At 41.8% G+C, this 19,652-nt stretch carries 18 protein-coding genes; 6 read left to right on the forward strand and 12 right to left on the reverse strand.

From position 1 onward, the window contains the following. The first annotated feature begins 69 nt into the window (after nt 1–69). A complete protein-coding gene (locus tag AC2CZC_RS04760) occupies nt 70–2,046 on the forward strand; it encodes a winged helix-turn-helix domain-containing protein (protein ID WP_484584002.1) in 1,977 nt (658 codons plus the stop codon). A gap of 78 nt (nt 2,047–2,124) precedes the next feature. Here AC2CZC_RS04760 and rpmG read toward each other — a convergent pair whose 3' ends face one another. The 3 genes from rpmG to radC all read right to left on the reverse strand — a co-directional run bounded on the left by rpmG (nt 2,125) and on the right by radC (nt 3,480). Then, nucleotides 2,125–2,280, reverse strand: coding sequence for a 50S ribosomal protein L33 (gene rpmG, locus AC2CZC_RS04765; RefSeq protein WP_005493124.1), 156 nt, complete (start codon nt 2,278–2,280; stop codon nt 2,125–2,127). 11 nt (nt 2,281–2,291) lie between these two features. After that, nucleotides 2,292–2,528 (reverse strand): 50S ribosomal protein L28, encoded by a 237-nt coding sequence (gene rpmB, locus AC2CZC_RS04770; RefSeq protein WP_023397288.1) that lies wholly within the window; start codon nt 2,526–2,528, stop codon nt 2,292–2,294. A gap of 277 nt (nt 2,529–2,805) precedes the next feature. Beyond that, the gene (gene radC / locus AC2CZC_RS04775) at nt 2,806–3,480 is read right to left on the reverse strand and encodes a RadC family protein (RefSeq protein ID WP_484584003.1); all 675 of its coding nucleotides are present in this window, start codon (nt 3,478–3,480) and stop codon (nt 2,806–2,808) included. 172 nt (nt 3,481–3,652) lie between these two features. Here radC and coaBC point away from each other — a divergent pair, with 172 nt between their 5' ends. The 3 genes from coaBC to AC2CZC_RS04790 all read left to right on the forward strand — a co-directional run bounded on the left by coaBC (nt 3,653) and on the right by AC2CZC_RS04790 (nt 8,433). After that, complete coding sequence (gene coaBC, locus AC2CZC_RS04780; protein ID WP_484584004.1) at nt 3,653–4,852, forward strand: bifunctional phosphopantothenoylcysteine decarboxylase/phosphopantothenate--cysteine ligase CoaBC; 1,200 nt, start codon at nt 3,653–3,655, stop codon at nt 4,850–4,852. Between the two features lie 121 nt (nt 4,853–4,973). Beyond that, nucleotides 4,974–5,561, forward strand: a complete 588-nt coding sequence (gene slmA / locus AC2CZC_RS04785; protein ID WP_063361333.1) for a nucleoid occlusion factor SlmA — start codon at nt 4,974–4,976, stop codon at nt 5,559–5,561. A 118-nt stretch (nt 5,562–5,679) separates the two neighbouring features. Further along, on the forward strand, nt 5,680–8,433 hold the full coding sequence (locus tag AC2CZC_RS04790; RefSeq protein ID WP_484584005.1) for a S9 family peptidase: 2,754 nt from the start codon (nt 5,680–5,682) through the stop codon (nt 8,431–8,433). Nucleotides 8,434–8,513: 80 nt separating this feature from the next. Here the strand turns inward: AC2CZC_RS04790 and AC2CZC_RS04795 are convergent, their stop codons facing one another. Together AC2CZC_RS04795 and AC2CZC_RS04800 are read right to left on the reverse strand one after the other, a co-directional pair. Continuing rightward, nucleotides 8,514–10,727: a YgiQ family radical SAM protein gene (locus AC2CZC_RS04795; protein ID WP_484584006.1), complete on the reverse strand. Its 2,214-nt coding sequence runs from the start codon at nt 10,725–10,727 to the stop codon at nt 8,514–8,516. 236 nt (nt 10,728–10,963) lie between these two features. Next, on the reverse strand, nt 10,964–13,162 hold the full coding sequence (locus AC2CZC_RS04800; RefSeq protein WP_484584847.1) for a two-component system response regulator: 2,199 nt from the start codon (nt 13,160–13,162) through the stop codon (nt 10,964–10,966). A 182-nt stretch (nt 13,163–13,344) separates the two neighbouring features. On the opposite strand from AC2CZC_RS04800, the gene AC2CZC_RS04805 reads away from it, so the two are divergent. Next, a complete protein-coding gene (locus AC2CZC_RS04805) occupies nt 13,345–13,884 on the forward strand; it encodes a hypothetical protein (RefSeq protein ID WP_484584007.1) in 540 nt (179 codons plus the stop codon). After that, the gene (locus AC2CZC_RS04810) at nt 13,874–14,743 is read left to right on the forward strand and encodes a TIGR03899 family protein (RefSeq protein ID WP_484584008.1); all 870 of its coding nucleotides are present in this window, start codon (nt 13,874–13,876) and stop codon (nt 14,741–14,743) included. Before AC2CZC_RS04805 ends, AC2CZC_RS04810 begins: the two co-directional genes overlap by 11 nt. Nucleotides 14,744–14,819: 76 nt before the next feature. On the opposite strand, the gene AC2CZC_RS04815 is transcribed toward AC2CZC_RS04810, so the two are convergent. From AC2CZC_RS04815 to dusA, 7 genes are all read right to left on the reverse strand, one after another. Beyond that, entirely contained in the window at nt 14,820–15,581 is a 762-nt protein-coding gene (locus AC2CZC_RS04815) for a TIGR04219 family outer membrane beta-barrel protein (RefSeq protein ID WP_484584009.1), read from the reverse strand. A 4-nt stretch (nt 15,582–15,585) separates the two neighbouring features. Next, nucleotides 15,586–16,572 (reverse strand): DUF2333 family protein, encoded by a 987-nt coding sequence (locus tag AC2CZC_RS04820; RefSeq protein WP_484584010.1) that lies wholly within the window; start codon nt 16,570–16,572, stop codon nt 15,586–15,588. An 8-nt stretch (nt 16,573–16,580) separates the two neighbouring features. Beyond that, nucleotides 16,581–17,096 carry a copper chaperone PCu(A)C gene (locus AC2CZC_RS04825; protein WP_484584011.1) on the reverse strand — a complete coding sequence of 172 codons (516 nt, stop codon included), beginning with the start codon at nt 17,094–17,096 and terminating at the stop codon, nt 16,581–16,583. Nucleotides 17,097–17,201: 105 nt separating this feature from the next. Beyond that, on the reverse strand, nt 17,202–17,525 hold the full coding sequence (locus AC2CZC_RS04830) for a hypothetical protein (protein ID WP_484584012.1): 324 nt from the start codon (nt 17,523–17,525) through the stop codon (nt 17,202–17,204). An 8-nt stretch (nt 17,526–17,533) separates the two neighbouring features. Beyond that, nucleotides 17,534–17,734 (reverse strand): PspC domain-containing protein, encoded by a 201-nt coding sequence (locus tag AC2CZC_RS04835; protein WP_063361323.1) that lies wholly within the window; start codon nt 17,732–17,734, stop codon nt 17,534–17,536. A gap of 9 nt (nt 17,735–17,743) precedes the next feature. After that, a complete protein-coding gene (locus AC2CZC_RS04840; protein ID WP_484584013.1) occupies nt 17,744–18,421 on the reverse strand; it encodes a PspA/IM30 family protein in 678 nt (225 codons plus the stop codon). A 171-nt stretch (nt 18,422–18,592) separates the two neighbouring features. Continuing rightward, entirely contained in the window at nt 18,593–19,606 is a 1,014-nt protein-coding gene (dusA, locus tag AC2CZC_RS04845; protein ID WP_484584014.1) for a tRNA dihydrouridine(20/20a) synthase DusA, read from the reverse strand. Nucleotides 19,607–19,652 lie beyond the last annotated feature (46 nt).

Consider the following 19,652-nt stretch of genomic DNA (forward strand, 5'->3'; position numbering starts at 1 on the left):
TAACCTGAGTAAAACTAAGTTAAGAGCTTTTTCTTACCAAAAAAATATCTAAAAAAATCAATAATAAAAATGAAATACATCATCAATGGAATTACCTTTGATACGCAGCAAAGGACTTTGTCAGTAGCCAATGAACAAGTATATTTAGAAGCTAAATCATTTCAATTGCTGTCTGTCTTCATTGCCAATAACCACGTAATCCTAACGCGAGATACACTCATAGATTTAGCTTGGGACGGTCGTATTGTATCAGATAGTGCGATTAACAAAGCCATATCAAAACTTCGCCAGCACTTAGAAACTCTCCAGCCCAATTCCAGCATTATTCAAACCAAACCTAAAATCGGCTATGTGTTTAGTGCAGATGTAACAACATCAGTCTCACAAAAAAAACAGATACTCAATCAAGTCGTTTTGTTCTCAATTTGTCTACTCGTTTTTATCGCCATCGTATTTTACGCCATTCGATGGCCATTAAGCGGACATGATCTAACCCTATCACCTTTGCAATTAGAGCGGCTCACTGCCCATGCTGGTATAGAGACAAGAGTCAGCGCCTCTTTTAATGGCAAGATCACTTATCTAAACACCAACCATACGGACAGTACCCAGCTCCTATATTTAAAAGATTTAAATACACAACAGACTCATTTATTACCCACTACAACAGGACAACTCCAATCGCACAGTATGAGTGCTGATGGCCAGTACATCGCTTTTGTTATTCAGCAAGAGGGGCAATGCAGTGTTAAATTACACACAGTAAATGCCTTAACTGATGTCGATATTTTTGACTGTAGCAATATGGCTAACCCAAAGCTTGCTTGGCAGCATGATAACAAAGCAATATTTATACGAGCCCGGGAAAATAATGCCAGTCCATTTACCATATTTAAGTTTTTACTAAATAGTCAAAAGCTCATTCAAGCCTCATTGCCAGCGGAACATCATGATATGAAAGGTGACTATTTGTTAGCTGCACACCCAAAAAAAGAGCTCTTTGCGTACGCTCGCTACCTAGCGCCCGATCTCACAGAAATTCACCTTGTAAATAGCGAGTCGTTAAAAACAATACAAATGACAAAGTTTGCAGGAGCAATCACGGCAATGGGCTTTGGTGAAGACGCACTCTACTTCAGCGAACAACACTCTCTATATCAACTTGATATTGATACCAGTCAGATAGAAAGAATCAAAAATACCAGCTATCCAATTGAATCTTTGGCCATCACACAAGTTAAAGAAAAGGATCTACTGATACACAGCCAGTACCATGTCAGCTCCGAAGTGAAAGCGTTTCATATCAAACGCAAGCAAAGCCAGTCATTATTTGACAATGCCGCGCTCAACCGATTACCACAGCGCACTAACGAAGGGCACTTAATTTATGTGTCTAATACAGAGCAACAACATGACCTATGGATAATAAGAAATAACCAAGCAACAAAACTTGCTCTGCCTTTTGAGTTTGGCTTTAAACGTTACCAACCACACCCAGTAACAGAGACGATTCTATTTGAAAAACAAGGTGCCTTGCTTGAACTTAATTTAAACACACACGACTTAAAGCAAGTCATTGACCCTAAACACAAGGCATATGTGGCGAACTATCATGATAACGGTGAGCAAATCATTTATGGCAGTAATAAGCAAGGAGAGTGGCAACTGTGGTTATTCGACCGAAAAAAACAGAGTCATACACAACTTACAAATAACGGAGGATATAGCGGATATTATTATCAAAACCAACTTTACTACACAAAACGACACGTCAGTGGGATTTGGACAATAGACAAAGGTAAAGAACTGCTATTGATCCCTCATGTGAGCAACATCAACTGGCTCAATTGGCGAATATTAGCTGGCAATATTTATTACTATAAACCGGATGATGGTATTTGGCGCTACAACATCGAAACAAAACAGCAACAACGTGTATTCGCACAGCCTGATGGTTTTATTCATCAATACACTATCAATGATGATGCTATTACATATATTGAGATAAAGCCTATGCAAGGTGATATACACGCCCTCACACTTTGACTCATCTTCAGAAAGATTAAAATTCAGGCAACAAAAAACCCAGTACAAGACTGGGTTTTTCAAATCTTAAAGCAAAAATTACTTGATTTTTGCTTCTTTGAAGATCACGTGCTTACGTACTTTAGGATCGTACTTTTTGATCTCCATTTTTTCAGGCATGTTACGCTTGTTCTTGTCGGTAGTGTAGAAATAACCAGTACCAGCAGTTGAAACTAAACGGATCTTATCACGCATGATTTAGCTCCTTATACTTTTTCGCCGCGAGCACGGATATCTACTAATACCGCGTCGATGCCTTTTTTATCAATAATACGCATACCTTTAGTAGTAGTACGTAGAGTAACGAAACGCTTTTCACTTTCAACCCAGAAACGGTGTGTTTGTAGGTTAGGTAGGAAACGACGCTTAGTTGCGTTGCGCGCGTGTGAACGGTTGTTACCAACAACCGGGCGCTTACCTGTAACTTGACAGACTTTAGACATGTCTATGTATCTCCAATAACTTCGCTCGAGCTTAATTTCCCCTTAGGCCTTACACTGGTGTGCCCCGGGTAAAAACAAAGGGCGCTCTTTATACAGCATCTGCAGGCAGAGATCAAGGACCTGATGGTATCCTAGTCAGCTCATGGGTAAAATTTGATAGCGGCCAATTATAATGATCATAGGCCCCTGTGGAAAGTAAAAACTGCATTTAAATTAAACTATTTTATAAAATTTAAGCGAAATAACGGTTTGCGACACAAAAATGCTCAATAAAAGCTCATAGTAGGCCCATATCGGCAAATGAAACACAGCGATTTCCCGCTACAATGATGTGATCTAAGACTTTGATATCCATTAATGCTAAAGCTTTTTGTAGTTTCTCTGTCAAAATTTTATCTGCACGGCTTGGTTCACTCACACCTGATGGGTGATTATGGGCAAAAATAATTGCTGCGGCATTGTGTCTTAACGCAGCTTTAACCACCTCTCTTGGATACACTGAAGCAGAATTAATCGTACCTCGAAACAGTATTTCATCATTAATGAGTTGATGCTGGCTATCCAGATATAACACCATAAAGACCTCATGCTCTAAGCCCTTTAATTGAATACTCAAATAATTGTGGACCATGGTCGGGCTTTCAAACTTATATTCGCGCTTGCATCCTTCTTTTAAATATCGCTTGCAAAGCTCCAAAACTGCCTGAAATTGTACATATTTAGCCTCCCCCACTCCTTTTAGCGCGACAAATTCAGCCTGCGAAGCATTAAATAAACGCTGCAGTGACTCACATTGTTGCAATAAAGAATCTGCGAGTTCAATCGCATTCATGCCACTTACACCGGTGCGCAGAAAAATAGCCAAAAGCTCGGCATCACTGAGCGCATTAGGCCCCTCATTCAGCAATTTCTCCCTTGGTCTGATATGTTTGGGTAATTGGGTAAGCTGCATGTTCTCTCCTTATAACGATGCTCATTCCTTAGTCTTCGCTCTCTATTTAACACGCCAGCTGATAAAAAAAACGCCCAAAGTTAGCTTATTTGCGCAGTAATGCACTGTATGATTCAAAACAACCTAACGGCTGTGATATCTTTAGCCCAGTTTAAGCTGTGGAAATGTAAAAATGAACTTAGCTGGCAAAAAAATAGTATTGGGAATAAGCGGTGGCATCGCTGCATATAAATGCGCAGAACTTGTAAGACGTTTAAAAGAGCAGCATTGCGAAGTTAAAGTGGTGATGACAGACTCTGCAAAGCACTTTATTACTCCGTTAACCATGCAAGCTGTTTCCGGTGAGCCCGTATCAGACTCCTTACTCGACCCACAAGCTGAAGCCGCAATGGGGCATATTGAGTTTGCCAAATGGGCTGATTTGATATTAATCGCACCTGCGACATGTAATACAATCGCTAAGATGGCCAATGGCATTGCTGATGATCTGCTGACAACTTTAGTGCTTGCTACGCCTGCTAAAGTCGCGATTGCGCCAGCAATGAACCAGCAAATGTATGCACACCCAGCGACACAAAAAAACTTAACAACCTTATCAACTTATGGCGTGGCTATATGGGGCCCAGGCAGTGGAGAGCAAGCATGTGGTGATGTTGGTAAAGGACGAATGCTGGAACCTATGGAGCTGCTAGCACACTGCATTACAGCACTCAATCCAGTACCAAAACTACTCGAGGGCCGCACCGTAACCATTACGGCAGGGCCCACGCGTGAAGCACTCGATCCCGTGCGTTATATCACTAATCATAGTTCAGGTAAGATGGGCTATGCCTTAGCACAGGCTGCACATGCACTGGGCGCCACGGTCAATTTAATTTCAGGGCCCGTTAATATCACAGCACTACAAGATATTAATCTCACTGCTGTTAGCAGTGCCACTGAAATGCATGACGCTGCGCTCAAACTAGCACCGCTGTCAGATATCTTCATTGGGTGTGCCGCCGTTGCAGATTACCGCGCTGCAGACATTGCTGAGCAAAAAATCAAAAAGCAAGGCGATGAAATGACACTTACCCTAGTCAAGAACCCTGATATTATCGCGTCGGTGGCGGCTTTACAGGATAAACGCCCTTATACTGTTGGTTTTGCGGCTGAAACACAAGATATCCAACAATACGCGCAGGGAAAATTGAAAAATAAAAACCTAGATATGATTTGTGCCAATGATGTTTCACAAGAAGGTCTTGGTTTTAACTCAGATAACAATGCTTTAACCTTATTTTGGGCAAATGAGCAACGTACCTTACCAACATCTAGCAAAACAGAGTTAGCACTTACTGTCATTAAAGCAATTGCAAGTAAACTTAGTTGACCTAGTGTTAAAAGGCTGGAAAGAAGCTGAATAAAACATTAACATAGGTCTTTATCGAGTATGGACCTAATAAAAATACACCATACAGACCATAATAACGATAATTATTAAAGGAAAGTTCATGCCAGCGACTAAACGCAGTAATCGCAAAGAGCAAATTCTTCAATCTCTTGCGCAAATGCTTGAAACTAGCCCAGGTCAAAGGATCACAACTGCCAAGCTCGCAGCGGAAGTAGGCGTTTCTGAAGCCGCTTTATACCGTCATTTTCCAAGCAAAGCGAGAATGTTTGAAGGGTTAATTGAATTTATAGAAGACACGCTACTTTCGCGGATCAATATCATCTTAGAAAATGAAAAAGATACGCAAAGTCGCATTTATAACATTCTTCACTTACTGCTGACCTTCTCTGAGAAAAACCCCGGTATCACACGTATTTTAACCGGTGATGCACTGCAAGGTGAGCAGGAACGTTTAAGAGAGCGTGTGCAAAGCCTATTCGAAAAACTTGAAACACAATTCAAGCAAGTATTAAGAGAAAGAAAGCTCAGAGAAGGCAAAGCATTTAACAGTGATGAAGCGGCACTCGCCAATTTATTTTTAGCGCATGTTGAAGGCAAAATGAATCAATTCGTTCGCAGTGATTTTAAAGCCAAACCCACTGCAACTTTCACCAATCATTGGCAAGAACTACAACGTATTTGGTTGTAACTAGAAGCGGTACCCAACCGCTTCTAACGCTTTTTCACTTCCACATAACGCACCATGATTTTGTTTAAGCATTAAAAGTGTTACAAAGACACACTCAATAAATAAAATAGACAGAATCATGAAGTATACTTATTCGCTTATCGCAGCGGCTTTGTTTTCTGGTCAAGTAATGGCCAACAAAGCCCAACTCGAATTCTCCGATGTTTTTGACTTCAAATATGCCCAAGGCACACAATTAGCTGAAGATGGCAAAGTGCTCGTATTCAGTGCAAAGCCTTATCGAGGAAATGCACAGGGACAAGTATATAACCTAGCTACGAATAAGCTGCTCGCGACTGTTGAACGTGGTACAAAAGCACATTTGAATAAATCGGCTACTTGGGCTGCGTTTATTCAAACTCCGACTTTGCTTGCGTTGGAAACTGCCAGTAAAAAAGAAAAAAAAGCATTAAAAAGCAATCTGGTACTTGTAAACACGCAAACAGGAAAACAACAATACTTCGAACAAGTCAAAGACTATCAACTCAGTGATGATGGCCGCTGGTTAGCCTATCGCGAAGATAAAAAAGCAGAGTCAAATAGCACAGCGCAAAGCGCTGGTGCCCCTAAAATCACCGCAGATAAAAAAGATAAGCCACTGACATTGGTAGTTGTCGATTTATCAACAAGCCAAATGCAACGCTTTGATAATGTCGTTAACTATGGCCTAAGCCCTGCCGAATATGGTGTGCTATTCAGTCAACATGATGAAACTGGTGCCAATAATCAAGTTCAGTATCTAGACTTAACCAATAACACAACCAGTCCTTTATTTAGTGAGCCAGGCGTTACCGTCAGTGCCATAGCATGGCATCCGTATTCAAGCATTGTAGCATTCAATCTTGGTAACTATGTTAACGAAGATAAACGACGTCGCAGCTACGAAGTGACGCTTTGGGACGCCAACACAGACAAACTAAATACCATAGAAAATCCAGCTGGCTGGTATAGTTCAAAAACGGCAAACCTCGAATGGTCAGAGCAAGGTGAACGACTCTATTTTGAAAATCGCCCACTGCTGAGCGATAAGTTGGGAGAACTCAAATATGATGATAGCGCTTCTTTGAGAGACTTTAATACCATTCGCCAACAATCTGGGCTGCAAATTTGGCACAACAATGACCCTGAAATTAAGACCCGCGAGCAAAATACGTGGAAAAAAACCAACCGAGAGCGCCAGTACCAAGCGGTATATCATATAGAGTCGCAAAAGGTTGTTCAGCTGGCTGATGAAACGGTGCGCGATGTCACCCTCAATACAGAAGCCGATTTCTTGCTAGGTAAAAATGACCAGCCTTACCTAGAAAAAATCATGTATAAGGGCTTTTATGCCGATTACTATGCGGTCAAAGTCAGTACGGGTGCAAAAGGCTATATCGTTAAAGACTCGCCAAACTTGCCTTCACTGTCTCCAACAGGACGACATGCTGCTTATTTTCTTAACGACCAAATTTGGCTAAAAGACTTACATCAACAAAAGGAAAACGCGGTCAGCCAAGCTGTTCGTCAAGCGATTTTCGCGGATGACCAGCATGATTACCCAGAACCAAATCCGGGTTATGGCTTTGCTGGATGGCAACAAGATGGCAGCACCTTATATGCATACAGTAAATACGATATCTGGGCTTTTGATAGCGCGACAGGCAAAGCTAAGCGCTTAACGTCAGGAAAAGAAACCAACACTCGCTATCGTGTGATCAAACTAGATAAAAAACAGGTCGGCTTTGCAAAAGACGATACGCTCTTCTTATCTGCCCATAACTTACAAAATAAGCAAACACATGTTGCTAAACTAAGTCTTAAAACCGGTAAACTAGAAACCGTACTAGAAGGGAAAACCCGCTTTGATCTGGTGAAAAAAGCAAAGCATGCTGATAAGCTGATTTTCACTCAGCAAAGCTATCACCAGTTCCCTGATTATTGGCAAACAGATAGTCAATTCACACAAGCTCAACAAATTACAAATCTTAACCCACAAGTGAGTAAATTTGCTTGGGGTCAAAAACCTGAGCTAGTCCAATACAAAGGCTACAATGGCGAAAACCTGCAAGGTGTGCTTATCAAGCCTGCTGATTATAAACCTGGTCAAAAACTCCCTGTGGTTATTTATTTCTATCGATACATGAGTCAACGCATGTATGACTTCCCTAAAATGGAACTCAACCACAGACCTAATTTCCCAATGTTCACGTCCAACGGTTACGCAGTATTTTTACCAGATATTCGCTTTGAAATTGGCAAGCCGGGACCATCATCAACACAAACCTTGATCAATGCAACGCAAAAGCTGATTGATATGGGCGTTGCTGACAAAGATAAAATTGGTTTACAAGGTCACTCTTGGGCCGGCTATCAAAGCGCTTATGCTGTGACACAAACAGATATGTTCAAAGCCGTCGTGTCTGGTGCACCTGTATCCAACATGACTTCTGCATATAGCGGCATACGTTTAAAGTCAGGCCTTGCTCGTCAATTCCAGTATGAAACAGGACAAAGTCGAATTGGTAAAACGTTGACGGAAGCGCCTGAGCTATACATTGAGAACTCGCCGGTATTTTTTGCAGATAAGGTAAATACGCCGATTCTACTGATGTTTGGAGACAAAGATGGCGCGGTACCATGGCAAGAAGGTATCCAATACTACTTAGCACTGCGACGCCATAATAAAGACGCCATCTTCTTACAATATGAAGGTGAACCACATCACTTGAAACAGTTCCCAAATCAAGTGGATTTCTCCGTGCGCATGATGGAGTACTTTGACCACTACTTACGTGGTATGCCTGCACCTGAGTGGATCACATCAGGCAAAGCCTATCGCCCTGAAGATTGATACCGTCTAGTTGTGATATCAATGCTAATTAGGACGGCACAACGTCATAAAAAAAAGCCGCACTGAGCGGCTTTTTTATTTTAATGATGTGTTGGCTTACTCTTGTTCGGCTTGCGTTTATTTTTACCGACTCTAGGTTTCGTATTCGCTTGATTGAACTGGCTAAACCCAGTGTGCTTTGTCAGTGCTTTATTGCCGCGCTTTTGCCCTGAGCCCGCTTGTCTACCTCGCGTGTTTTCATCAGGCACCAAGCACTCAGGTCCTCGACCGATTAAGTGTGCTTTACCCATGTTTTTCAGCGCTTCACGGATCTGTGGCCAGCCCGCAGGGTCATGATAACGTAAAATGGCTTTGTGCAGACGACGCTGACGCGCGCCTTTTGGTACCGGCACTTCCTCATGATTGTTTTTGATGTTGCGCAACGAGTTCATTTCAGTGTGGTAAATCGTGGTTGCATTGGCCATAGGCGATGGATAAAAATTTTGTACCTGATCTAACTTAAAGTCATGTGCTTTCAACCACAGCGCCATATTCACCATATCTTCATCCGTTGTGCCTGGATGCGCTGAAATAAAGTAAGGTATCAAATATTGCTTTTTGCCTGCCTCTTTTGAGTACTTATCAAATAACTCTTTGAACTTATCATAGGTGCCCATACCAGGCTTCATCATCTTCGACAACGGGCCACTTTCAGTATGCTCAGGTGCAATTTTTAAGTAGCCACCAACATGGTGAGATACCAACTCTTTGACATAACGCGGATCTTCAATCGCCAAGTCGTAGCGAACGCCTGAAGCTATCAAGATCTTTTTAACCCCTTCAACATCTCGTGCTTTGCGATACAGTTCTATTGTCGGGGTGTGATCTGTGTCCATGTGCTTACAAATATCAGGGTACACACACGATAGACGACGACAGGTACTTTCCGCTTTTTTACTCTTACAACGCAATTTATACATGTTTGCTGTCGGGCCGCCTAAGTCAGAAATTACCCCAGTAAAGCCCGGTACTTTATCTCTGATCTGTTCTATCTCTTCGATGATAGACTCTTCTGAGCGGCTTTGAATAATTCGACCTTCATGCTCAGTGATAGAGCAGAAACTACAGCCCCCAAAGCAGCCCCGCATAATGTTGACTGAGGTTTTGATCATGTCATAGGCTGGGATCTTGTCATCGCCATAAGCAGGGTGTGGAATACGTTGATAAGGCAGTCCAAATACATGATCCATCTCTTCCGTCTCTAGCGGAAATGCAGGTGGGTTTACCCAGACTGAGCGATCGCCATGACGTTGGAATAGCGCTCTGGCACACCCTGGGTTTGTTTCTTGGTGCAAGATACGCGAAGCATGGGCATATAATGGCTTATTCACACTCACTTGCTCAAAAGCCGGCAGCTTTACATATACCTTTTCCCACGGCTTCAACCTTGGCGGCTGAATCGTAATAGGCTTTGCCGCCTCACTTTTTAAATCGATACCCGCTTTGGCAAATTCGGACTTGCTACACCCCATATCATCAGCACCATATGGATTTGGAATAGGGTCAATCTTACCTACTTTATCGATGGCAGTTGAATCACTGCCTCGCCAACCTTCAATTGGCGTCTTACGAATAACCGCGGTGCCTCGCACATCTTGAATTGTGTCAATGGTCTCGCCATTGGCAATACGATGTGCCACTTCGACCAGTGGGCGCTCAGCATTACCGTAAATCAAGATATCCGCTTTGGCATCAAAGATAACACTGCGGCGCACTTTTTCTTGCCAGTAATCATAATGTGCAATACGGCGTAAGCTGGCCTCAATACCACCAATCACAACTGGTACATCTTTATATGCCTCACGGCAGCGTTGGCTATACACAACCACGGCTCTATCAGGACGCTTACCACCGATATTGCCAGGTGTATAAGCATCATCATGGCGGATCCGCTTCTCTGCAGTATAACGATTGATCATAGAGTCCATATTGCCAGCCGTCACACCAAAAAATAGGTTTGGCTTACCCAGTGACTCGAAGGCTGTTTTATCGGACCAATCCGGCTGTGCAATAATACCTACTCTGAATCCCTGTGCTTCTAGTACTCGACCAATTACCGCCATACCAAAGCTTGGATGATCGACATATGCGTCACCTGTAACAATGATGATGTCACAACTGTCCCACCCTAAAGCATCCATTTCAGCACGGCAAGTTGGTAAAAATGGGGCTGGGCCAAAGCATTCAGCCCAGTATTTAGGATATGAGAAAAGCGAACGTTCCGCTTTTAACCCGGAGACCTTTGATGTATTCATAGAGTGACGGCTCAAATAATTTGCAAGGTTACTATTATACCTCAGCGGCACGCTATACCGTACTATAGATGGTGAAAGTATGAGCTAAAAAACCTAAATCACTGTAATTATTAATCTAATATAAATTAAAAAAAGGAATAAAATTACGATTTTGGCAAAGTTATCATCTTTTTCGGTGGGAATGCGAGACAGCTATCTGTGTATTAGAGGCATAAACAAGATTTACTTTATGCTATTCATTTATCGCTGTCAGTGGCATTTAAAAACACTAATAACTCATCTTTAGGCATGGGCTTTGCCAATAAAAAACCCTGTACTTCATCACAACCCAACTTTTTAAGCACGTCAGCTTGTTGCTGCGTTTCCACCCCTTCAGCAATCGTTTTCAAACCCAAATGACGGCCTAATGAAATTACCAGGTCCGCAATTGCTCCGCTATCTGAATCAGGAATATCTTTAACAAATGCACGATCAATTTTTAAGCGTGCAAGCGGCAGCTGTTGTAAATAACTTAGTGATGAAAACCCCGTACCAAAATCATCAATAGCCACTTCAACACCAAAAGACTTTAATTCTCCTAACGTCTCAATCACCGTTTTAACTTCATCCATGACTACGCTTTCTGTCACTTCTAATTCTATTTTTTCAGGGGAGACTTGGTAGTGGGTGATCGTCTCTTTTACTTGCTCAGCGTAGTTATTCACTTTGAATTGTGGCACTGACACGTTCACCGCCACGCTAATATCAATGTTCTGGGCACTCAGCTGATGCTGTAACTTACATGCTTGCTCTAGTACCCACTGGCCTATATCGACAATAAGTCCAGAGTCCTCTGCAAGTGGAACAAAAATGCCTGGAGAAATATAGTCGCCGTTACCTGAAGGCCAACGTAACAAAGCCTCGCAGCCAATCACTGTATTGGTCTCTAAACTAAACTGTGGCTGATACCAGACTTCTAGCTTGTTCATTTCAAAGTCTTGCCTAAGTTGGCGGATCAAACCAAGTCGCCATGCCATTTTTTCTTCTAAGTCTGGCGTGTACCAGTCTAAAATCTTATTCGCTTGTTTTGCTTGATTCAGCGCTATATAGGCTAACTTAAGTGTTTCTAGGCCTAGATGATGAAAGTCTGCTTGATGGCAAACACCAATATGAAAATGCATGGTTAATACATGCTCACCCACTTGATAAGGCACAGTGATGGTATCTACAAAGCCCTGCTCATCAAACAACTGACTTGGTAATAATAAGCCAAATACATCGGCACCAATACGTGATAATAACTGACTTTGTGGAAACTCAAGGCAAAGTCGTTCTTTCACCGCAAGCAATAGCAAGTTACCCACTTCCTGACCCAAGCCATTGTTGATATCAGAAAACTGTGCAATATCCAGCAGCACAAACACTAAATCATCACTGCCTGGTTGATAAAACTGTGCAATGAGATCAACAAAATGAGCCCTGTTGGGTAAACGTGTAAGTGCATCTTTATATGCGACATCTCGCAACTCATTGATCAACTTTATGTTGTCAACGCCCACACCTACATTGGTCAAAAATATCTCAGCAAATTGCAGCTGAGAAGCCGACGGTGACTGTTCAATCTCAACAAAAATTGCTGCTTTTCTGCTTTTTCCTTCTAATAAAAACGTAATATCGTGGCCTGTATGTTGGTGCACTTCACGGTCAAAGCAGTTTTGCACTTGCATAATTACTCTGCCGTTATCGAGCTGCTCAAGCCCTTGCCCGATAAATTCTTCGTAGTGTTCTGTACCACCAAAAATAATGACGCGAGATCCATTGGTGATCCCTGCCACCAGCCCGCTTTCATGGGCGCCGATGATCTTCGCTAACTGCTGAACCACTGCCTTGCCAAAAGAAACCATATCTGTGTGGCCAAGGATAGCCTGTGAGGCATCTAATATGTTTGCCAAAGCCACGCTTTGCTGTTCTAGTTCGCAAATTTGCTGATAAGAACGAATTGCGGTCATCAATGATGTCACCAGCTTACCTCGGGTAAGCTCAGTCTTCATTTTATAATCATTAATGTCGTACTCTCTGATCACCTTCTCTTCTGGTGCATACCCAGGTTGGCCAGTACGTAATATGATCCGCACCGCATGATTACCTATCTCTTCACGAACTTGTTTAACCACGTTCAAGCCTGCATCATCACTCTCCATGACAACATCAAGTAATAAAACACATACTTCAGACAGGTTCTTTAACGAGGCAACGGCTTCTTTTCCTGAATAGGCATGATGAAAACGTAACGTTTTTCCCCAAAATTCAACCCCAGACAAAGCGAGCTTTGTCACAGAATGTATTTCAGGATCATCGTCCACAACCAAAACGTCCCAAAAGCCCTTTTCATCTTCTTGGGTATCACTGGAAACCTCTTGATCTGCAAACAAAAAATCTTCTTGCTCAGACGCCATCATCCACCTTATGCTTAACCACATCAATTCTGCAAGAGCAGCTTTTTCTATATTTCATCTTATAAAATATGATAGGTTTTTACTATCGTGTTCTACATTCATTAACACCCAAGTAATATTATAGACGATGTTCAAATACTTGCGCTCAGTTAAGACGCAAATAAAACGTCGAGGGAGATCAAGTGCAGGTAATTCAAACAATCTTAAAAGCCATCACTTTTAGTGTGCTGATCAGCCTCATCGTCGTCAACATACTACCCACAACCTACCGAATTACAGTCACTGAGCGGATTGCTCAAGATCACCCCCAAGCTATAAAATTCATGCTATCCACAAAAAATTGGGTGCAGGCAATCAATGTATTAGAGTCAAGTAAGATACAATTACTCTCGATGCAAAATGAAGAAAAAGTAGGTGGGTTTGTTGCTTTTAATCACTCTGGCGGCAGAGTTGACGCAACATTGGTAGAAAAGAAAGATCTGGAAATGCAATACCACTTACGGTTTCATGAAGAACATCAAGCGAAGATGCGTATATATTTTCAACCGAATACACAGTTCATCTCGATAGTGATCCACGGGGAAGTACTTTCTCCCATTATTGGTGGCTTGAATGCATTACTTACCAAGCATTATTTAGAAAAAATAGTTCAAACAGCCATCAATGAAATGAACTCTCAACTTCAATTACAAACAATGGGTCAAGATAATAATGACGATTAAAAGTGCCCAAGCCCGCTCAAGTTTAGCTTTGCTCATAGAAGAAAAGCTGGGCTATGCCATGATAAAGCATGCAAAGCCTACTGTCACAAATGGACGTTTTGCTTCTGGCCTCAATCAGCAAAATAACTTTTTTGTCAAAAGTGAGCACGGCACCCTCAAAAGAGCCCTAAAAAGGCAGCAACTTCAAAAAATACAGCGTCAACAAAATATTGAAGCCGTAATGGGTATGTCTTTATCTCTTTGTCCTGATGTGACGAGCCGCGGAAGACCGGATCCAGATTGGCTAGAACATTTTATTTCGTTAGCTGAAGATATTGCCAATCAAACAATGCAAAAACTATGGGCAAAAATACTTGTTGGCGAGTCCATTGCACCGGGAACATTTTCAATTAAAAGCCTGCAAACGCTCAAGTTAATGACACAGCGAGAAGCAGAAGCCCTGCAAAAGTGTGCCTCACTGTGTGGGTATTTGGAAAAAGAAGACAGCTACCTAATTATTCTTGGGTACTATAAAAAACCTTCGTTACTAGATTTGTTGAGAAAAGGCAGTACCGAAACAATTAATTTAGCACAAGCAGGTTTAAGCTTCCCGCATATCCTTACATTGATGGATATCAATCTGATGTATCGCCAAGAAATCGAGTCATCCAGTTTGCAAAAAGGTCAGTCACTCACTCTCGTTTATCAAAACCAAAAAGTGAACTTTGAAGCTAAAAGCAATGAATTGGTCTTGAGTTACTATAAACTCACACAAACGGGGGATGAGCTTAAAAAACTTATCAATACACCTGTCAATAAAACATACCGTCAACTACTCAACAAAACTTTAGAGGACGAGTTTACGCTCACCTTTGAGTAGCGCATAAAACAAAATAGCCCTGCAGCGCATTATCGCTACAGGGCTATTCAAAAAACAGTGTACGCTGCTAAGTGGATTAGAAATGCACTTGTAAGCCCGCAAATGGACCTGACGCGTCGATATCAGAGTCGAAGTCATCGATATCATCTAGCTCTAGCACTAGAGAACGATACCCAGCTCTAACTGCAACATCTACGGCTAAGTTATCAATAAATTCCCAAGCAACACCAATTTGATAATCTTGGATTTTGCTGTCATCAATCGCCAGCAAGCTGCCTTCAGCAAACACGCTCAGTCCGGTTAACGGTAGTCCTACTTCTGCTCGTAGATAACCCAATGGTACGAAACCTGAGAAATCAACAGTTTCAGTTACTTGAGAGCCGTTAACATCACCAGTAACAACTACATCTGCATCAAATTGCTTGGCATTAATACCAAAATCAAAAGAAACGAGATCGTTATCAAATAACTCGTAGTAAAAAATGTAATCAATGTGATTTAAATCAGCAACAGTATTCGCTTGTGTACCGACTGTGAAATTGCTATCACCAAACTCAAACGTATCCGTTAAAGTTGTACTACCCACCAGCTCAAGCTCAGTGTATTTCAGTTTAACATTAGGTACTAGTGGAACCGGGTGTTCAAGTGCAGCGTAAAAGCTTGAAAATGTCTCATCTTCAAAATCAAATGACTGAAGATTACCTTTTTCTGCAAAGCTACCTTCAGGATCATTTTGCCACCCTTCGGCTCCTATGTATAAACCTAATAAAGTATCAGCATGTGCTGCAGGTGTAAGGCAAGCCAGAGACAACGCTGCCGCTAAACAATACTTTTTCATTTTTTTATCCTTGCGCTAAAAGTTCACTGAGTTCTATTAGAGCTGCATTTGCTCTAGATATATAATTCGCCATCACTAATGAGTGATTAGCTACAAAACCAAAGCCACTACCATTCAAAATCACCGGGCTCCAGACAGTTTCCTGAGTGGCTTCTAATTCCCGAATAATTTGCTGCAAGCTCACTTTGGCATTTTTCTTTTCCAACACATCGGAAAAATCATGTTCTACAGCCTTCAAAAAGTGCAGTAATGCCCATGTTGCACCGCGAGACTCATAAAAAACATCATCAATTTTCCACCACGATGTCTTTACAACTGACTGCTGCTTACCCGCAGTCGCCTGAGCAGCACTCGCGTCTCCTGCTAAGTCAGTATTTATTCGTTCTTGCCCAACACTGGCACTGAGCCTTTGACTCAGGCTACCCATGCGCTTTTCAGCCTCTTTTAACCAGCCTCTCAAGTTGTCTGCACGTGCATAAAACTGGCTATCAACTTGCGTTTGATTCGCTATTTGCGCTTGGTACTCTTGTAAAAAACGAATACCTGCTTGGTATTCGCTTTCCGCACTGGGTAAGATCCATGCTGTAGAGCTTATATTAAATTTAGGTTGTGCTTTTTTTAAGCTTGGATGCTCGGTAGATTGAGACTGTGAGCGACTAAAGTCTTTGCGCATAGACAAAGCTAAGTCTCTCGACAATTCCAGTACACCAAACTCCCAAGCAGGCATGTTATCCATTAAAACGCTAGGAGGCAGTACATCGTTAGACAAATAACCACCCGGCTTGTCTAATAAAGTTTGCATAACTTCAATTAACGTATTTGTTGTAACATACCCTGTCACCAACGTTGTTTGTTGCTCATCCGCGCGCAGTTTTGCTCGCTCGACAACATCAAACTGTTCAGGCTCAAAGCTCCAATACACGGCCAGTATATAACCCAAAGCGACAATACCAGCCAGTGCGGCAAATACTTTGCCCTTATATTCTTTCATCCTAGCTCCTAATGATGATGATGGTGTGACTCATTGGAAAATTCATCTTTTAAAGAAACAACTTTAATAGTGCTTTCAACTTTTTCACCACCAGAAAAATATAGTGTGAGTTTACGGGTTTCGCCTACTTTTAGCTTAACTTTTGGATCAAAACCCATTAGGTGATAACCACCTGGTTTAAATTCAACATGTCCTTTATCTGGCACAGTCAGCGCTTTTACAGGCTGCATTTTCATCATGCCGTTGCTGTGAATATGCTCATGAATTTCAACACGGCCCAGCCCTTCTATTTCAGCGCTTACAATCGTAATTGGCTTAGCAGTGCTGTTGTGAAGCGTCATATAACCGGCTGTAGATTTCGCAGCAGGCAAAAAAGCACGAATTTTCGCTTTATTTACCTGAAGACTTGCTGAATCTTGCGCTGTGTGATGTTGATGATGGTCATGCCCATCATGTTGATGATTATGAGCGACACCAAAAAAAGATAACGACAACAGAGATACAAATGCAAACGCTTTACGCATGGCTGGATTCCTTTAATTCTGAATTAAACAGTATTAGATACGATGATTATACCGCTCTTGAGCACTGAATTCACAGTAAATTATAGCCATCAGCTTTAAGTCGCATCACTGCTGAGGTGCTTTTTCTAATACCAACCAAGTCAGTGCGAGTATCATAAGTAAAGGAATTGCGATCATGACGGAGTTAAATAAAAATGCCAATACTAGCCCAATGAGCATGACTAACCCGACCCCCAGTAATCCGACACTGAGTAATGCCACAATCGCAATTCCACAAACTATCACCAACAAAAAGCCAAACAACTCCAAACCGACCCAACCTAACTCATGAAATAAGCCTGATAAGCTCAGCGCAGTGTAGGGAACAGATAACCATGAAAAAACCAGTGCAATGAGTAACGCACACAACAATAAAGTCACTGTTTTCATCACGCCCCCTACTTTTTATCCGGCAAACACAGCCACCCGATGAAGTAGCCAATAATGCAAGGCCAAGTAAATTTAAATGCCATCAATACCAACAATAAGCGAACTAACCAAACAGGTAAGTCAATGCGTTTTGCAACTTCACTGCAAACACCCGCAATTTTCTTTCTACCTCGAGGGCTCAAAGTACTCTCATATTTTCGTGAATACATAGCTTTCTCCTATTGAGACAACGGCTTACTTGACGATACTGAAGCAACTTTTCGCTTTAAAGACTGCATCATGGACGTGACGCTTTCATGTTGAATCAATCGATTCAATTCATCTAATGTTTTATGTGCTTGACTCTTAAATGAGTGACCATGTGGAGATTCTGTTGACGTGAGCTTTCTTTCCCATTCTGAGATATGTGACGCTAAATCTTGCAAGGCGGATCCATGCAAAGCTTTTTTTAGTTTAAGGCGTGCACGTAAACACTCTTCTTTAATGTTGTGACTGTGGCTTTCATATTGAGTATCGCTCTGCTGGACTGACTGCAAAGCAATATGCTCCTGCTCCAATTTATTTAACGCTTGAGACACGTTTTCAAGATACGTTTTTAATGAAGATAATTTATTTTGGCAGTTATACTTTTCATCTAAAGCTGCCTTCGCCAAATCCTCTCTCCCCTTTTCTAAAGCATACTGTGCTTTTTCATACCAGTCTGCAATAGCCACCTCATAGTTAACAACTTGTTTGCGGGCTGACGAAGCTTCCCTTTTTAATTGGATAATGAGCGCCTGGATACGCGCAGATGCGTTATTGATATTCGGCGAACAGCGCTCACTAGAGCAGGCATCACCGAGTAACGTGTTAAATTCCGATTTAATTAGATCTTCGATGCGGTTGATTAAAGCCATAACATGTTCCTTAATAACATATGATGACTCTAATGTTCCAAACTCTATGCCAAATATTTAAACTTAGTAAAAACAGAAGCTTAATGAAAGGTGTAGCACTTACAACTAAAGTGAATGATTAAAATGTGGTAAATATGACCAAAAAATTGTTTTTTTGGTCATATATAGTTATTAAACCTCAGGCACAAACGTAAGTGCTTTTTCCATGACGCTAATATCTGCGTCTTTCTTGTGACCATTTTCGGACAAATGACGTCTATAGCCTCGTGCACCTGGTTGGTTTTGGAATATCCCCAACATATGACGTGCAATGTGCCAGAAGTTTGCGCCACGCGTCATCTCTTGCTCAAAATAATCATACATACTGCGCACAACTTCATGACGAGTCTGTGTAAATGGTGCATCTCCATACAGCTTTTCATCAACTTGTGAAAGTAAGAAAGGATTGCTATAGGCTTCTCGACCGACCATTACACCATCCAAATGTTCCAAATGATGCTGACACTCTTCTAGCGTCTTAACTCCACCATTAATACTAATATGTAGGTTCGCATAGTCTTGCTTTAACTTGTAAACCCTAGGGTAATCAAGCGGTGGAATTTCTCTATTCTCTTTTGGGCTTAACCCCTGCAACCAAGCTTTTCTTGCATGAATGATAAAATCATCGCATCCAACTTGATGGGATGCCTCAATCAAGGCTGTTAAAAACTCATAAGAATCTTGCTCATCGATACCAATGCGTGTTTTCACTGTTACTGGGATAGATACTTCAGCTTTCATTGCCGCAACACATTCCGCTACAAGGTTTGGCTCAGCCATCAAGCAAGCACCAAATCGGCCGTTTTGAACTCTATCCGAAGGACAGCCAACATTTAAATTCACTTCATTATAGCCATATTCTTGAGCGCGTTTAGCACACTCAGCCAAAGCTTTTGGATCAGAGCCTCCTAGTTGCAGTGCAACTGGCATTTCATGGTCGCCAAACGCTAAATAGTCACCTTTACCATAGATAATTGCGCCAGTGGTGATCATTTCAGTATATAGCACAGCATGTTTACTCAGCTTGCGATGAAATGTTCGGCAGTGACGATCAGTCCAATCCAGCATAGGTGCAACGGAGAAGCGGCGAAACGCCGAATCGCTTGTATTTAGTGGGCTAACGCCTGATTTATCAGTGTTTTTCATAATAACTATTTTACCTGATTTGCGCTTGTTTTAGCCTATTTTTCGA

The organism is Pseudoalteromonas sp. MMG033 (genome assembly GCF_057197785.1).

Bases quoted from the DNA above. Each gene is read 5' to 3' on its own strand.
- rpmG (WP_005493124.1), bottom strand. From the start codon at position 2,280: ATGCGTGATAAGATCCGTTTAGTTTCAACTGCTGGTACTGGTTATTTC.
- AC2CZC_RS04760 (WP_484584002.1), top strand. From the start codon at position 70: ATGAAATACATCATCAATGGAATTACCTTTGATACGCAGCAAAGGACT.
- slmA (WP_063361333.1), top strand. From the start codon at position 4,974: ATGCCAGCGACTAAACGCAGTAATCGCAAAGAGCAAATTCTTCAATCT.
- AC2CZC_RS04810 (WP_484584008.1), top strand. From the start codon at position 13,874: ATGACGATTAAAAGTGCCCAAGCCCGCTCAAGTTTAGCTTTGCTCATA.
- AC2CZC_RS04825 (WP_484584011.1), bottom strand. From the start codon at position 17,096: ATGCGTAAAGCGTTTGCATTTGTATCTCTGTTGTCGTTATCTTTTTTT.
- AC2CZC_RS04790 (WP_484584005.1), top strand. From the start codon at position 5,680: ATGAAGTATACTTATTCGCTTATCGCAGCGGCTTTGTTTTCTGGTCAA.
- AC2CZC_RS04820 (WP_484584010.1), bottom strand. From the start codon at position 16,572: ATGAAAGAATATAAGGGCAAAGTATTTGCCGCACTGGCTGGTATTGTC.
- dusA (WP_484584014.1), bottom strand. From the start codon at position 19,606: ATGAAAAACACTGATAAATCAGGCGTTAGCCCACTAAATACAAGCGAT.
- AC2CZC_RS04840 (WP_484584013.1), bottom strand. From the start codon at position 18,421: ATGGCTTTAATCAACCGCATCGAAGATCTAATTAAATCGGAATTTAAC.
- rpmB (WP_023397288.1), bottom strand. From the start codon at position 2,528: ATGTCTAAAGTCTGTCAAGTTACAGGTAAGCGCCCGGTTGTTGGTAAC.
- AC2CZC_RS04835 (WP_063361323.1), bottom strand. From the start codon at position 17,734: ATGTATTCACGAAAATATGAGAGTACTTTGAGCCCTCGAGGTAGAAAG.
- AC2CZC_RS04795 (WP_484584006.1), bottom strand. From the start codon at position 10,727: ATGAATACATCAAAGGTCTCCGGGTTAAAAGCGGAACGTTCGCTTTTC.
- AC2CZC_RS04800 (WP_484584847.1), bottom strand. From the start codon at position 13,162: ATGGCGTCTGAGCAAGAAGATTTTTTGTTTGCAGATCAAGAGGTTTCC.
- radC (WP_484584003.1), bottom strand. From the start codon at position 3,480: ATGCAGCTTACCCAATTACCCAAACATATCAGACCAAGGGAGAAATTG.
- coaBC (WP_484584004.1), top strand. From the start codon at position 3,653: ATGAACTTAGCTGGCAAAAAAATAGTATTGGGAATAAGCGGTGGCATC.
- AC2CZC_RS04830 (WP_484584012.1), bottom strand. From the start codon at position 17,525: ATGAAAACAGTGACTTTATTGTTGTGTGCGTTACTCATTGCACTGGTT.
- AC2CZC_RS04815 (WP_484584009.1), bottom strand. From the start codon at position 15,581: ATGAAAAAGTATTGTTTAGCGGCAGCGTTGTCTCTGGCTTGCCTTACA.